The sequence below is a fragment of the Amycolatopsis oliviviridis genome, from assembly GCF_014654365.1.
GTDB lineage: Bacteria > Actinomycetota > Actinomycetes > Mycobacteriales > Pseudonocardiaceae > Amycolatopsis > Amycolatopsis oliviviridis.
Genome location: NZ_BNAY01000001.1, coordinates 1,346,376 through 1,359,722, shown reverse-complemented (window position 1 = coordinate 1,359,722; position 13,347 = coordinate 1,346,376). Strand labels below are relative to the sequence as shown.

Genomic DNA, 13,347 nt, shown 5'->3' with positions numbered 1-13,347 from the left:
GACTACGGTGCGTGTCCGAACGTTAGGGATGCGTCATGAAATTTTGATGAAACCCGCCGTCAGGCCCAACGGGTGCGACCAGATGGCGTCAATGGGAAAGCACGTTGACCACGTGACCACTGGGATCGCGGACGAAGAACCGCCGGACACCCCACTGCTCGTCGGTCAGTTCGTGCACGATCTCCGCTCCCGACGCCTTGGCCGCCGCGTACGCCTTGTCGACATCGTCGACTTCGATCGAGGCGACCGGCACGACGGGCGCCGTCTCGTCATGGGTCATGAGGCTCAGCTGGACCTCCGGCCGGTCCGGATCCGCCAGCGTCACGATCCAGCCGTGGTCCATCACCACCTGGAAGCCGAGAACCTGTACGTAGAAGGCCTTCGTCTGCTCCAGCGTCCGGGTTTCGAGGTCGGTGAACACTCTCTTGATCGACATGCGCCGATACTGGCACAGGGGTCCGACGCTTTCGGGGGAGCAGGAGCGGCGTCGCGAGCATGAGCGCCCCGGCGATGCCGACGGCGGCGCGCGGGCCGGTGAACGCGGCGAGCAGACCCCACAGTGCGGTCAGGGCCGCGGTGGTGAGCTTGCCGGCGATCGACCAGGCCGACAGCGTGCGCGCCGCGCGGTCGAGGGGCACCAGTTCGAGCCTGCTGGTGGCGAGCACCGGGTTGAACACGCCGATACAGGTGATCAGCGCGAATTCGACGACGATGACCAGGACCAGACCGGGAACACCCGGCTGGATGAAGACCAGCCCGACGGGCCAGCAGACGCGCAGCCATCCGGCGACGAAGAGGACCCGATCCCGGCCGTACCGGGCGACCACGTTCTGGGAGATCCTCGATCCGATCAGCCCGCCGAGACAAGGCACGGCGAAGGTCACCGCGTACTCCCACGGGGCGAAACCGAGCTGCCCGAGCATCAGGACGGCCATCAGCGGCGCGGTCGCCATGATCAGGCCGTTGACCACGATCGTGTTGACGAACAGCGGGCGCAACACCGGATGGGTGAGGATGAATCGCCAGCCTTCCCGCAGGTCGCGGCTGGTCAGCCGAGGGCCGTCGGGCTTCGCGGGTGGCGGCTCCGCACCGCCGACGGCGCGGATCCCGGCCGCCGACAGCAGATAGCTGACCGCGTCGGCCGCGATCGTGATCACCGGCCCGAAGAGACCGACGGCGAACCCGCCGAGCGGCGGGCCGAGCACCGTCGCGGTCCAGGTCGTCGACTCGAACCGGGCGTTCGCGACGAGCAGATCCTCCCGCGGCAGCAGCGTTTTCAGGAACGCCCCGCTGGCGGCCAGGAACGTGATGTCGGCCGCCGCGACGACGACCGACACCGCGAGAAGCTGCCAGAAACCGAGCAATCCGAGCGTGTACGCCACCGGAACGGTCAGCAGCGCCAGGCAGCGGACGAGGTCCATCGCGATCATCACCGGCCGCTTGCGGCGGAACTCGACCCAGGGGCCGAGCGGCAGCGCGACCACCGCGCCCACCACGAGACCGGCGGACGCCAGCAGCGAGACCTCGGTGGTGCCCGCGCCCAGCGCCACGATGGCGATCAGGCTGAACGCGTCGAACGCGAACCGCGTACCGAACGCGCTCGCCGCGTATGCCGCCCAGAGCCAGCCGAACCGTCGTCCCAGTGATCTCCCACGCACCCGCGAGATCAAAGCAAGCCGGGACGCGCCTGTCGAACAACGGGTCGTTGGCGGGTCACAACCGGGAGTTGTGCGACCCGCTCAGAGATCCCCGAGCGCGGTGACCGGCGATTCGACGCAGTCCGCGACGAACCGCAGGAACCCGCCGGCGGTCCCGCCGTCGCACACCCGATGGTCGAACGCCAGCGTCAGCTCACAGATCTTCCGCGCCACCAGCGCGCCGTCGACCACCCAGGCCCGGTCGATGATCCGGCCGATGCCGAGGATCGCCGCCTCCGGGTGATTGATGATCGCGGCGGAGCCGTCCACCCCGAACACTCCGTAGTTGTTCACCGTGAACGTCCCGCCGGTGAGGCCCGCCGGGCCGAGTTTTCCCTCCCTGGCTTGCGCGGTGCGCTCGCCGATCGCGGCCGAAAGCTCCCTTGTGGACAGTGAACCCGCGTCGCGGACGACAGGGACGACCAGTCCGCGCTCGGTCTGCGCGGCGAAGCCGAGGTTGATGTCTCGCAGCTGGACGATTTCGTCGCCTTCGACGCGTGAGTTCAGCTCTGGGTATTTCCGCAGGCCCGCGACGGCGAACCGGGCGACGAGACCGAGGAAGCTCACCGGGCGATCCGGCGCCGACGCGTTCAGTGCCTTGCGCGCGGCGACGAGTTCGGTCGCGTCGACGTCGACCCAGACCGTCGCCTCCGGGATCTGGCGTCGCGAGGCCGTCAGCTTGTCGGCGACCGCCTTCCGGACTCCCGTCAGCGGGATCCGCGTCTCGCCGTCCTTCTGCTCGGGAACGGTGAGCGCCGCTTCGACGTCGGCGCGGCGGATGATGCCACCAGGCCCGCTGCCGGTCAGTTTCGTCAGATCGATCTTGTTGTCCGAGGCCATCTTCCGGACGAACGGCGAGATCACGCCCGGCGCTTTCGACGGCTTCTCCGGAGCGGTGGTGACGACGGTGCGCGTCCGGCGGCGTCTCGTCGTGGTGGTCGTCCCGTAGCCGATGAGGACGTTGCCGCTGCCTTCACTCGCCGTGGTCACGCCGGGTTCGGCGAAGCCGGGGCCGATGGTGAGCAGGGGAGCGCCGACCCGCAGCGCTTGACCGGGTTCGCCGTGGAGGCGGGTGACGACGCCGGCGAACGGCACCGGCACCTCGACGGCCGCTTTCGCCGTCTCCACCTCGACGACGGGCTGGTCGACACCCACGGTGTCGCCTTCCGCGACGAGCCAGGTGACGATGGTGCCCTCGGTCAAGCCCTCGCCGAGGTCCGGGAGCAGGAAGTCAGGCACCGGCCACCACCGGTTCGTCGTTCCACTGCAGCCGGGCGACGGTGTCCAGGATCCGGTCGACGTCCGGCAGCTGGTGGCGCTCCAGTTTCGGCGGCGGATAAGGGATGTCGAGCCCGGTGACGCGCAGGACGGGCGCGTGCAGCTGGTGGAAGCACTGCTCGGTGACCCGCGCGACCACCTCGGCGCCGTAGCCGCCGAAACCGGCGGCCTCGTGGACGACGACCGCGCGTCCGGTGCGGCGCACCGAAGCGGTGACGGTCTCGTCGTCGAACGGGTTCAGGGACCGGAGATCGACCACCTCGACGTCCCAGCCCTCGGCCTTCGCGGCCTCCGCGCTCTCCAACGCGGTGGCGACCATCGGGCCGTACGCGATCAGCGTGACGTCCTTGCCCTCGCGGCGCACGACCGCGCGATCCATCGCCGCGCCGTCCCGGGTGAAGGACACGGTCTCCTTCGACCAGTAGCGGCATTTGGGTTCGAGGAAGATCACCGGATCCGGTGAGTCGATCGAATCACGCAGGAGGTCGTAGGCGTCCTGGGGAGTGCCGGGCGTGACGACCTGCAGCCCGGGCGTGTGGGTGTAGTAGGCCTCGCTCGAATCGCAGTGGTGCTCGACGCCGCCGATCCCGCCCGCGTACGGGATCCGGATGACCATCGGCAGTGACAGCGCGCCGCGGGTGCGGTTCCGCAGTTTCGCGACATGCGAGGTGATCTGCTCGAAGGCGGGGTAGGCGAAGGCGTCGAACTGCATTTCGACCACCGGGCGGAACCCGCCCATCGCCATCCCGACCGCGAAGCCCACGATGCCGGACTCCGCCAGCGGCGTGTCGAAACAGCGTTCCTCGCCGAAGTCGGCGGTGATGCCGTCGGTCACCCGGAACACGCCGCCGAGCGGACCGACGTCCTCGCCGAAGATCAGCACGCGGTCGTCGTCCTTGACCGCGTCACGCAGGGCCGCGTTGAGCGCTTGTGCCATCGAGATCTCGGTCATCAGCCCTCCACGGCTTCCAGTTCGGCCGCGACCAGCGCGCGCTGAGCGGCCAGCTGACGGGTCGGAACGGCGTATACGTGCTCGAACAGCGACAGCGGATCCGGTTCCACATCGGCGTTCAGGGTGTCGCGCACCCCGGCCGCGAACGTCTCCGCCTCGGCCCGGAACCGCTCGATGTCGTTGTCGGACAACAGGTTCTTGCTGGTCAAGTACGTTTCGAGGCGCCGGACCGGGTCCGCCGCGCGCCACTTGTCGACCTCGGCCTGGTCGCGGTACCGGGTGGCGTCGTCGGCGTTGGTGTGCGCGTCGATGCGGTAGGTGTGCGCCTCGACCAGGACCGGTCCGCGACCGGAACGCGCGTGCGCGACGGCGTCGTCGAGCACGGAGAGGACCGCGAGGGCGTCGTTGCCGTCGACCTGCTCCGAGCGGACGCCGTAGCCGACGCCCTTGTAGGCCAGCGCGGGCGCGGCGCTCTGCTTCTCGAACGGCACCGAGATCGCGAACCCGTTGTTCTGCACGAAGAACACCACAGGTGCCTTGAACACGGCCGCGAAGTTGAGTGCCTCGTGGAAGTCACCCTCGCTGGTCGCGCCGTCCCCGATGAGCGCGAACGCGACGGCGTCTTCGCCACGGCGCCGCATCGCGTGCGCGAGCCCGGCGGCGTGGAGGGTCTGGGTGGCCAGCGGAGTGCACTGCGGCGCGACACGGGTCTCGGCGGGGTCGTAGCCGCAGTGCGCGTCGCCGCGGAGCAGCGTCAGGATCTCGCCCGGTTCGAGCCCGCGGGCGACCAGCGCGACCGAGTCACGGTAGGTGGGGAAGAGCCAGTCGGCTTCGGTGAGCGCCAGCGCGCTCGCGACCTGGCAGGCCTCCTGGCCGGCGCTCGACGGGTAGACCGCGAGACGACCCTGTTTGGTCAGCGCGGTCGCTTGCGCGTCGAACCGGCGGCCGAGCACCATCAGCCGGTAGGCCTCGACGAGCCGATCGGACGGCGGCTCGGCGTAGCCGCCGTGCTCGTCGACACGCGTGCCGTCCTCGGCGAGGAACCGCACCGGGACCTCGGACGGCAGCAACGCGGCGGCAGGGGTCTCCCGCGACATGCGCAGCACCACCTTTCACAGACATATGATGCTGAGATGGTGGTTTCCGGAGTCCTGGTGTTCAAGAGGCAGGTGAAATGAGCGACAAACTGTCCGGCGGATCGGTTCAGTCGCACCAAACGTCCAATAGTGGCGTGGTTCACGGGACGGATCCGGGACGAACGGTCCTTGCCCTCGACGACATCGACCGCGCGATCCTCGCCGAGCTGTCCGCCGACGGCAGGCTCGCGATCCGCGCGCTGGCGGAACGACTGCACATCTCGCGCACCAACGCGTACGCGAGGCTCGACCGGCTGATGTCCGAAGGCGTCATAACCGGCTTCCACGCCCGGATCGACCCGAGGCGCGCCGGACTCGGGACGAGCGCGTACATCCTGATCACCGTCGAGCAGACGTCCTGGCGCACGATGTCGGCCGAACTGCGGGAGATCCCGTTCGTCGAGCACGTGTCGCTGGTCGGCGGCGATTTCGACATCCTGCTGCTGGTGCGGACGCCGGACAACGCTTCACTGCGGGACGTCGTCCTGGTGCGACTTCAGGAGTTGGACGGCGTGCGGTCGACCCGGACCTGGCTGATCTTCGAGGAACAGCAGGGCGGCGGCGCCCTCCTTTAGTCCTCTGAATGCGGTCGTTACACCACGGTCGTCCTGATGGCGTGAGCTGAATGGTCTATTCCACCGGACAGGTCACTGAACAAACCTGGCTCTGCCGTTGGAAAATCTCATACCCTCCGTGTCAGGCCGAAGGGAGCTGACCTGATGAGGTGGACCTGGGTGCGTGCGGCGGTGGCCATGGTGGTCGCCGCGGCAAGTCTCGCGATCGTCCCGACGAGTCAGCCGAGCACCGCCGAAGCCTCGGTGTCACCCGCCGCGGCCGGCCGGTCCGCGATCTACGGCGGGGGACCGTTCTATCAGGACGGGCAGGGCGTCATGGACACCCTCCGATCGTCCGGCTTCACCACGGTCATCCTGTGGAGCATCCACGTCCACGACAACGGCGATCTGTACTACAACGACCACCTCGTGGTCAGCGGCGGCCAGTACGTCGGCGACGCCGGCTGGCCCGCGCGGCTGCGGTCCCTGAAGCAGGCGCCGACGTCGGTCGACCGCATCGAGGTCTCGGTCGGTGCCTGGGGTACGCCGGACTGGGAAGCCATCGACAAGCTGATCACCCGCGACGGCACCGGCAGCGGGACGATCCTGTACCGCAACTTCCTGGCGCTGAAGAACGCCACCGGCGCGGACGCGATCAACAACGACGACGAGGCGCACTACGACGTCGACTCCACCGTCACCTTCGCGCGGATGGCGAACGCCATGGGCTACCGGAACTTCACTCTCGCGCCCTACACCGCGGTTTCGTACTGGCAGGGCGTGAAGAACGGTCTCGGCGCCCTGATCGATCGTGTCTACCTGCAGGCCTACGCGGGCGGGAGCGGCAACAACCCGGCGACGTGGTCGCAGTCGCTCGGCATGCCGGTCGACCCGGGACTGTGGAGCAAGAACGGCTCCGGCTGTTCCTCGGGAGACTCGCCCGCGCAGGTGGAGAGCAAGATGCCGTCCTGGAAGTCCTCCGCGGGGATCCCCGGTGGCTTCATGTGGCTGTTCGACGACATCAAGAAGTGCTCGGCGCAAGGCACGGCCGCCGACTACGCGCGGGCGATCAACACCGCCACCACCAGCTGACCCCTGGCCGCGCCAGGGAGTCCCGGGCGACGCCGGTGAGACGTCGTCCGGGACTCCTGTAACACTTTCCGTCCGCTCGCCGAATACAGGCGGGTCCCACGGCGGAGGCGGAGGAATCGTGGCGCGTGTCCTGCTCCTGATAGCGGCCGCTGTCTTCACCGCCGGACCTGTCACGGCCGTAGCCGACGGACACCGAATGCCAGACGGGTGGCAGCGTTGACCGAGAGCTATCGCCGGACACCCCATTCGGGTGATAACGGTTCGGCATTCGCTGTATCTGAGCTGCTCCCCATTGACACCTTCCTACGATCGCGGCGACTGGGTGGAGGAATGCGGTGACGGTGGAGGGCGCGGGTCAGGACTACCTGACGCGGCAGATCGGGGCACTGCTCGCAGCGATTCGCGAGGAGGGGCCGGTCGGGGAGGGCAGACGCAGTTTCCGGCTCGCCGGGCATCTCGCCGCGGAGGGCGGGTTCCACCTCGGCGACATCCTCGCCGCGACGGCGCATCTGCTGGCCGTCCACGCGTGGAACAACGGCTACCTCGCCGCGGCGGAGGTGCTGACCCGCCGCATGCGGGACTTCGGCGCCGAGTCGGTGGAACTAGTGCAGCACCTCGTGCGGCTGGAGACCGGGAGCGAACAGGGGTGGCTTCCGCGGGATGACCGGGAAGCCCTCATCGATTACGCGCGGCGGGTCCAGCGTCCCGACATCGAACAGCGGGCGCGGGCGATCGCGCCGTTGCTGCCGGACGTCAGCGATCCCGAGAGTCCGGATCGGATGGCCAGTGAGTCGTGAGATAGTGCTCGGGATCCGCGAGGACGCCGCGGATCACCGAGCCCGCCGCGCCGCGCACGGCGGCTCCCGTACCGAGGGCCGATCGGATGATCCGCACCGGCGACCACGCGGTGCTGGGCACACGGCGCCCGAGTTCGGCGAGGAGCGGCTCCCGCAGCCACGGCTCGAGCCGCGCGTAGGTCCCGCCTAGCACCACGGCGGGCACGTCCATCAGATTGACCACAGTGGACAGTCCGACGCCGAGGTGCCCGGCGACGGTGGTGACCGCCGAAAGTGCCGCCTCGTCGCCCGATTCGAGCGCGGAGATCAGGGCGTCCACGGTCTCGGCGCCCGCCAGCCGCAGGATCTCCTCCTGGCCTGCCATCCGTTCCAGGCAGCCGTTCGCGCCACAGGAACACGGCGGACCGTCGGGCGCCACCGGCAGGTGACCGATCTCGCCGCCCGCGCCCCGGACGCCCTCGAACAGCGTGCGGCCCAGCACGATTCCCGCCCCGATCCCGATCTCCCCGGACACGTGGACGAAATCGGGCAGCGCCGAGCCGTGCCAGAGTTCGGCGAGCGCGGCGAAGTTGGCCTCGTTGGCGACGGTGAACGTCTCGCCGAGCCGGTCCGCGAGATCGACGTCGCGCCAGCCCAGGTTCGGGGCGAGCCGCACGAGGCCGGATTCGACCAGGCCCGGAACCGCGATCCCGACACCGCCGATGGGCACGCCCATCGCCTCCGCCTGCTTCCGTGCGCGGCGCAAGAACGCCGACACGCGCTGGAAGACGCGAGGGGTCCGGTTGTCCGCGTATCGGACCTCTTCGGCCCGGACGGTGCCGGTCAAATCGACCAGGCAGGACGCCAGATAGTCGACGCCGATCTCGATGCCGAGCCCGTGCGGACCGGTGGGGGAGAGGGAGACGACGGTGCCGCGCCGTCCGGGTCCGACGCGCTGTTCGGGTTCGCCTTCGGCCACGAGGTCGGCCGCGATCAAGCGGTCGACCACGCTCGACACGGTGGCCTTCGTGAGCCCGGTGGCGGCGGCGAGGCCTGCCCGCGAAGTGCCCGGGCCGTCCGTGATCGCGCGGAGGACGAGGGCGGCGTTGTGCTGTCGCACGGTGTGCTGTCCCGCCGGACGCGTGCCGATCATCGCGCGATTGTATTCGTTCGATGCCTGAACGAAAGGCTTGACCCGCTGCGGGACGCGTCGATAAGTTCAGGCATCAAACTAATTGGTGGAGGCGAGATGGCTCAGGCACCGACGCGTGAGGACAAGTTCAGCTTCGGGCTGTGGACCGTGGGCTGGCAGGCGAACGACATGTTCGGTCCGGCGAGCCGGGGTCCGCTCGACCCGGTCGAAGCCGTGCACCGCCTCTCGGACCTCGGCGCCTGGGGCATCACCTTCCACGACGACGACCTCGTCCCGTTCGGCTCGGCCGACGCCGAACGCGCCCGGCACCTGAAGCGCTTCCAGGGCGCGCTCGACGAGACCGGTCTCGTCGTGCCGATGGTGACCACGAACCTGTTCAGCCACCCCGTTTTCAAGGACGGCGGCCTGACCAGCAACGACCGCGACGTCCGCCGCTACGCGCTGCGGAAGGTGCTGCGGAACCTCGATCTCGCCGCCGAGCTCGGCGCGTCGACGTTCGTGCTCTGGGGTGGTCGCGAAGGCAGCGAGACCGACGCCGCGAAGGACGTCCGCGCGGCGATGGACCGCTACCGCGAGGGCATCGACTTCCTCGCCCAGTACGTCATCGACCAGGGCTACGGCCTTCGGCTCGCGCTCGAACCGAAGCCGAACGAACCGCGCGGCGACATCCTGCTGCCGACCGTCGGGCACGCGCTCGCGTTCATCTCCACACTGGACAACCACGAGATCGTCGGGGTGAACCCGGAGGTCGGGCACGAGCAGATGGCCGGACTCAACATCGTCCACGGCATCGGGCAGGCCCTGTGGCAGGGCAAGCTGTTCCACATCGACCTCAACGGCCAGCGTGGCCCGCGGTTCGACCAGGACCTGGTGTTCGGGCACGGCGACGTGCTCTCGTCCTTCTTCCTGGTCGACCTGCTGGAGCACGGCGGCTACGACGGACCACGCCACTTCGACTACAAGCCGCTGCGCACGGAGAACATGGACGGCGTCTGGGCCAGCGCCGAGGCCAACATGGCCAGTTACCTGCTGTTCGCCGAACGCTCGCGGGCCTTCCGCGCCGATCCCGACGTGCGGGCCGCGCTGGACGCCGCCCTCGTCCCGGAACTGGCGACGCCGACGCTCGGCGAGGGCGAGACGGCCGCGGATCTGCTGGCGGACCGGTCGGCGTTCGAGGACTTCGATCCGGACAAGGCGGCGGAACGCGGTTACGGCTTCATCCGCCTGTCCCAGCTCGCCCTCGAACACCTCACCGGCGGCCGCTAGGCACTGTCCGGCAAGTCGTGTTCGCGGTCTCCGCGCCCAGGCGGTCCCTGACGGCACGGGCGGATGCGCCCGAGTACAACCCGGTACGAGGCCGATCCGCCCGCACCGCCAGGAACCACCTGGATCACGAAGCCCATCGAACAGACTTGCCGGACAGCGCCTAGAACCGGTCGACGTCGATGACCGCTTTGGCGAACTCCTCGGGCGCCTCCTGCGGCACGTTGTGGCCGATCCCGTTCAGGATCCGGTGCTCGTACTTGCCGGAGAACTTCGACCGGTAGGCCTTGCCGTCGGTGTTCGGGCCGTCGAAGTCGCTGCCGATCGTGATGGTGGGCACCGAAACCGCCGGGCCCTGCGCGAGTTTCTGTTCGAGGGCGTCGAGTTTCGGGTCGCCCTCGGCGAGGCTGAGCCGCCAGCGGTAGTTGTGGATCACGATGGCGACGTGGTCCGGATTGTCGAAACAGGCAGCCGAACGGTCGTAGGTCGCGTCGTCGAAGGTCCACTTCGGCGACGCGATCTTCCAGATCAGCTTGTTGAAGTCGTGGCGGTTCTTCGTGTAGCCGAGGATGCCGCGCTCGGTGGCGAAGTAGTACTGGTACCACCACCCGAGCTCGGCGGCAGGGGAGAGCGGCTGCTTGTTGGTCTCCCGGTTGGTGACCAGGTAGCCGCTCACCGACACGAGCGCCTTGCACCGCTCGGGCCACAGCGCGGCGATGATCACGGCCGTGCGGGCGCCCCAGTCGTAGCCACCGAAGACGGCCTTCTCGATCTTGAGGGCGTCCAGCAGCGCGACGATGTCGGCGGCTATCGCGGACTGCTGGCCGTTGCGGAAGGTGTCCTTCGACAGGAACCGGGTCGACCCGTAGCCCCGCAGGAACGGCACGATCACCCGGTACCCGGCCGCGACCAGGCGCGGGGTGACGTCGACGTAGCTGTGGATGTCGTAGGGCCAGCCGTGCAGGAGGACCACCACCGGACCGTCGGCGGGGCCGGCCTCGGCGTACCCGATGCTCAGTTCCCCGGCGTCGATCTGCTTGAGCGGGCCGAACGAGGTGTTCCCGCCGGTGGTGGCCGGTGCCGCCGCCGGTGCGGCCGCGGGCTGGGCCGAGCAACCCGCCACGGTGGCTCCCGCCGCCGCGGCGGCGACGGCCTGTGCGAACCTTCTCCTGCTGAGCATCCTGATTCCTCCCGCGAAACGCCTGGTACGGGACGAAATTAAGGGTGCGGCGCGGGGTGCGGCGACCGTCGGACGACGTCACCGGTGTACGTCACCCGGCTAAGCGACGTCCGGTTCGACGTCGAGGAAGGCCGCTTCGAGCCGGTGGATCCGGCTCCAGAACCCGGCCTCCCGGCCGGACTCGAGCACGCCGAGGTACCCGCCCGGGACGACCCGGCCTACGAACGGACCGGAGGTCCACACCCGCCAGCCTCCCGTGGCGTCGTCCCCCGAAGCGGACGCGGGATCATCGGTCCCGCGCATCGCCGCCAGCGGGCACGAGAGCCGTGTCCTGACGGGCCCGCGGTAGGCGTTCAGCAATTGGAGGTCGCCGAGCAGCAGGTCGAGAGCGTATTCCCAGCGCTCGGGCGAGTCGCGATAGCCCGCGACCGGAGTGAGCCCGGTGCGGCCGAACACCCGCCCCATGGCCGACGCGCCCGCTTTGGCGTTCTTGTCGGGCGTGCGTCGTTGTGGGGCGCACGCGTCCACGACGATCAGCGCGCCCGGGGCGACGCCCAGCCGCTGTGCCGTTTCCAGTGCGACGAAGGCGCCCATCCCGAAACCGATCGTCACCGTGCGGGAAAACCACTCCTTCGGCATCGCCTCGGCCACGAGCGTGGCGAGTTCTTCGATCGACGCCGCCGGTGCCTCGGCGAGTCGTTCCCCGTGTGCGGGATATTCGACGCCCCAGACGTCCGCGCCGGCCGCGTCGGCGAGCGGTCCGAACGCCCGGAGTGTCCCGCCGGCGGGCGGAAGCAGCAGGTAGCCGCGGCCGTGACCGTCCGATGTGGACAGTGTGGTGAGGGTGGCCGTCATGATCCGAAAGATACGCGCGGTTAACCCGAATGGGGTAACGGTTTGGAATCGACCAAGATCGACTCACCCGGCGGGGGGAGGTTTTTCGTGAAAGGCTGCCCGGCCGTGTCGTATCTGGCGGTCGCCGTTCGACGTCCTGATAAGAGCCGGAAGGAGAAAGCGATGAACACCACGACACTGGCCTCGATCACGCGGCTGAACCCGGTGAGCCGCACCCTGCCGGTTCTGCTGGCGATGGAAGACGACGCGGAAGACGTGGGCCGCCTGGCCCCGGACGACCGCCTGACCTGCCACGTGCACGGGCGCTGGATCCACCAGTGCGTCGCGTCCCCGGTGCACGTCAACCCGATCACGCGACATCGCTGGTGCCGCTCGTGCGCGACCGCGCTGACTGTTTCGGTCGACGAACTGTCCGGCGCCGTCACGATGTCCTGTCCTCGGTGCGGCCACGGCGAAAGCGCCGCTTCGGCCCGGCTGATCGTCGCCTGCCAGGCCAGCCTGGCCGCCGCTCGCGCCCAGGCTGCCGCACAGGTCGCCTAGGCAACCCACTTGAGGAGCCGGTCGATGATCAGCTCTCGATCCTCCGGGCGCAGGTAGAGGTAGTGGCCCGCGTCGGGCAGGATCTCGATGTCGGCCTGGGGGAGCAGGCTTTCCAGTCGTGCCGCGGCGTCGGCCGAATCGTGCACGGCGCTCCGCCCGCCGAACAGGGCGAGTGTGGGGACTTCGATGGACCGCAGCGCCTCGTCGCTCGGGCACACCTGGAACGGCATCCGCGCTCGATAGCAGCGGATTCCGGCGAGTACCAGCCGGGCGGCGGGCTGGTCGAGGATGTCTTCCCCCGCGGACCATGTCACAAACCGCCGCCACAGGCGTTCGCTGTCGAAGACCGTAGCGGGCAGGCCGTACCAGAACACTTTCCGCGCGAACGGCGCGGAGACCGTCGTCGGATCCAGCAGCCCGATGGACGCGAGCCTGCCGGGGAAGTGGATCGCCTGGTTGATCGCGTGCCAGCCGCCGGTCGACCCGCCTACGAGGTGCACCGCGGTCAGACCCAGGTGGTCCAGGACGTCTTCGAGAGCGCTCGCGCGGTCGCGGATGTCTTTGAACGGCACCTTGTGAACACTTCCGCCCGCCTCGCCGAGAGTGTCGATCGCATAGACCGCGCACCTGTCGGCCAGAGCGGGGATCAGTGCCGCGTAACAGGCGGAGGTCGCCATGAGCCCCGGAAGCAGGACGAGCGGCGCGCCTTCGCTGCCGTAGCGGTAGACGCGAGTGATGCCGTGGTGTGTCCTGATGTCGAACACCGCGCCCGGCTCCGGGCACTCGGCCATGGCGCGGTCATAAGCGGCGAAGTAGCGATTCTCGGCCGCCGCGTCTCTGAAACCCCCGATTTTCTTCATGGGAAGGACGC

13 protein-coding genes and 1 pseudogene are annotated in these 13,347 nt (G+C 69.1%); 5 read left to right on the top strand and 9 right to left on the bottom strand.

The window, feature by feature from the left end; genetic code table 11:
- Positions 1–88: 88 nt before the first annotated feature.
- The 5 genes and pseudogenes from IE302_RS05840 to pdhA form a co-directional block, all read right to left on the bottom strand.
- A pseudogene (locus tag IE302_RS05840) lies at positions 89–352 on the bottom strand (VOC family protein); the annotation flags it as partial.
- Positions 270–1,658, bottom strand: a complete 1,389-nt coding sequence (locus tag IE302_RS05835; RefSeq protein WP_191252447.1) for an MFS transporter — start codon at positions 1,656–1,658, stop codon at positions 270–272. The pseudogene IE302_RS05840 and the gene IE302_RS05835, both read right to left, overlap by 83 nt.
- A gap of 81 nt (positions 1,659–1,739) precedes the next feature.
- A complete protein-coding gene (locus IE302_RS05830) occupies positions 1,740–2,936 on the bottom strand; it encodes a dihydrolipoamide acetyltransferase family protein (protein WP_191252445.1) in 1,197 nt (398 codons plus the stop codon).
- The gene (locus IE302_RS05825; protein ID WP_191252443.1) at positions 2,929–3,927 is read right to left on the bottom strand and encodes an alpha-ketoacid dehydrogenase subunit beta; all 999 of its coding nucleotides are present in this window, start codon (positions 3,925–3,927) and stop codon (positions 2,929–2,931) included. The genes IE302_RS05830 and IE302_RS05825 overlap by 8 nt, the downstream gene beginning before the upstream one ends.
- On the bottom strand, positions 3,927–5,024 hold the full coding sequence (gene pdhA / locus IE302_RS05820) for a pyruvate dehydrogenase (acetyl-transferring) E1 component subunit alpha (RefSeq protein ID WP_191252442.1): 1,098 nt from the start codon (positions 5,022–5,024) through the stop codon (positions 3,927–3,929). The genes IE302_RS05825 and pdhA overlap by 1 nt, the downstream gene beginning before the upstream one ends.
- Before the next feature lie 134 nt (positions 5,025–5,158).
- On the opposite strand from pdhA, the gene IE302_RS05815 reads away from it, so the two are divergent.
- The 3 genes from IE302_RS05815 (at position 5,159) to IE302_RS05805 (ending at position 7,506) form a co-directional block, all read left to right on the top strand.
- On the top strand, positions 5,159–5,638 hold the full coding sequence (locus tag IE302_RS05815) for an Lrp/AsnC family transcriptional regulator (RefSeq protein ID WP_191252440.1): 480 nt from the start codon (positions 5,159–5,161) through the stop codon (positions 5,636–5,638).
- Positions 5,639–5,782: 144 nt separating this feature from the next.
- A complete protein-coding gene (locus IE302_RS05810) occupies positions 5,783–6,709 on the top strand; it encodes a lysyl endopeptidase (RefSeq protein WP_191252438.1) in 927 nt (308 codons plus the stop codon).
- Between the two features lie 335 nt (positions 6,710–7,044).
- Entirely contained in the window at positions 7,045–7,506 is a 462-nt protein-coding gene (locus IE302_RS05805; protein WP_191252436.1) for a hypothetical protein, read from the top strand.
- On the opposite strand, the gene IE302_RS05800 is transcribed toward IE302_RS05805, so the two are convergent.
- Positions 7,463–8,638, bottom strand: a complete 1,176-nt coding sequence (locus IE302_RS05800) for an ROK family transcriptional regulator (RefSeq protein WP_191252434.1) — start codon at positions 8,636–8,638, stop codon at positions 7,463–7,465. The genes IE302_RS05805 and IE302_RS05800 overlap by 44 nt on opposite strands.
- Before the next feature lie 96 nt (positions 8,639–8,734).
- On the opposite strand from IE302_RS05800, the gene xylA reads away from it, so the two are divergent.
- On the top strand, positions 8,735–9,904 hold the full coding sequence (gene xylA, locus IE302_RS05795) for a xylose isomerase (RefSeq protein ID WP_191252432.1): 1,170 nt from the start codon (positions 8,735–8,737) through the stop codon (positions 9,902–9,904).
- Between the two features lie 160 nt (positions 9,905–10,064).
- Here xylA and IE302_RS05790 read toward each other — a convergent pair whose 3' ends face one another.
- Positions 10,065–11,081 (bottom strand): alpha/beta fold hydrolase, encoded by a 1,017-nt coding sequence (locus tag IE302_RS05790; RefSeq protein ID WP_191252430.1) that lies wholly within the window; start codon positions 11,079–11,081, stop codon positions 10,065–10,067.
- 99 nt (positions 11,082–11,180) lie between these two features.
- Complete coding sequence (locus tag IE302_RS05785) at positions 11,181–11,936, bottom strand: thioesterase II family protein (RefSeq protein ID WP_191252428.1); 756 nt, start codon at positions 11,934–11,936, stop codon at positions 11,181–11,183.
- A 162-nt stretch (positions 11,937–12,098) separates the two neighbouring features.
- On the opposite strand from IE302_RS05785, the gene IE302_RS05780 reads away from it, so the two are divergent.
- Positions 12,099–12,476 carry a hypothetical protein gene (locus tag IE302_RS05780; protein ID WP_191252426.1) on the top strand — a complete coding sequence of 126 codons (378 nt, stop codon included), beginning with the start codon at positions 12,099–12,101 and terminating at the stop codon, positions 12,474–12,476.
- Here IE302_RS05780 and IE302_RS05775 read toward each other — a convergent pair.
- On the bottom strand, positions 12,473–13,336 hold the full coding sequence (locus IE302_RS05775; RefSeq protein ID WP_191252424.1) for an alpha/beta fold hydrolase: 864 nt from the start codon (positions 13,334–13,336) through the stop codon (positions 12,473–12,475). The genes IE302_RS05780 and IE302_RS05775 overlap by 4 nt on opposite strands.
- Between the last annotated feature and the right edge of the window lie 11 nt (positions 13,337–13,347).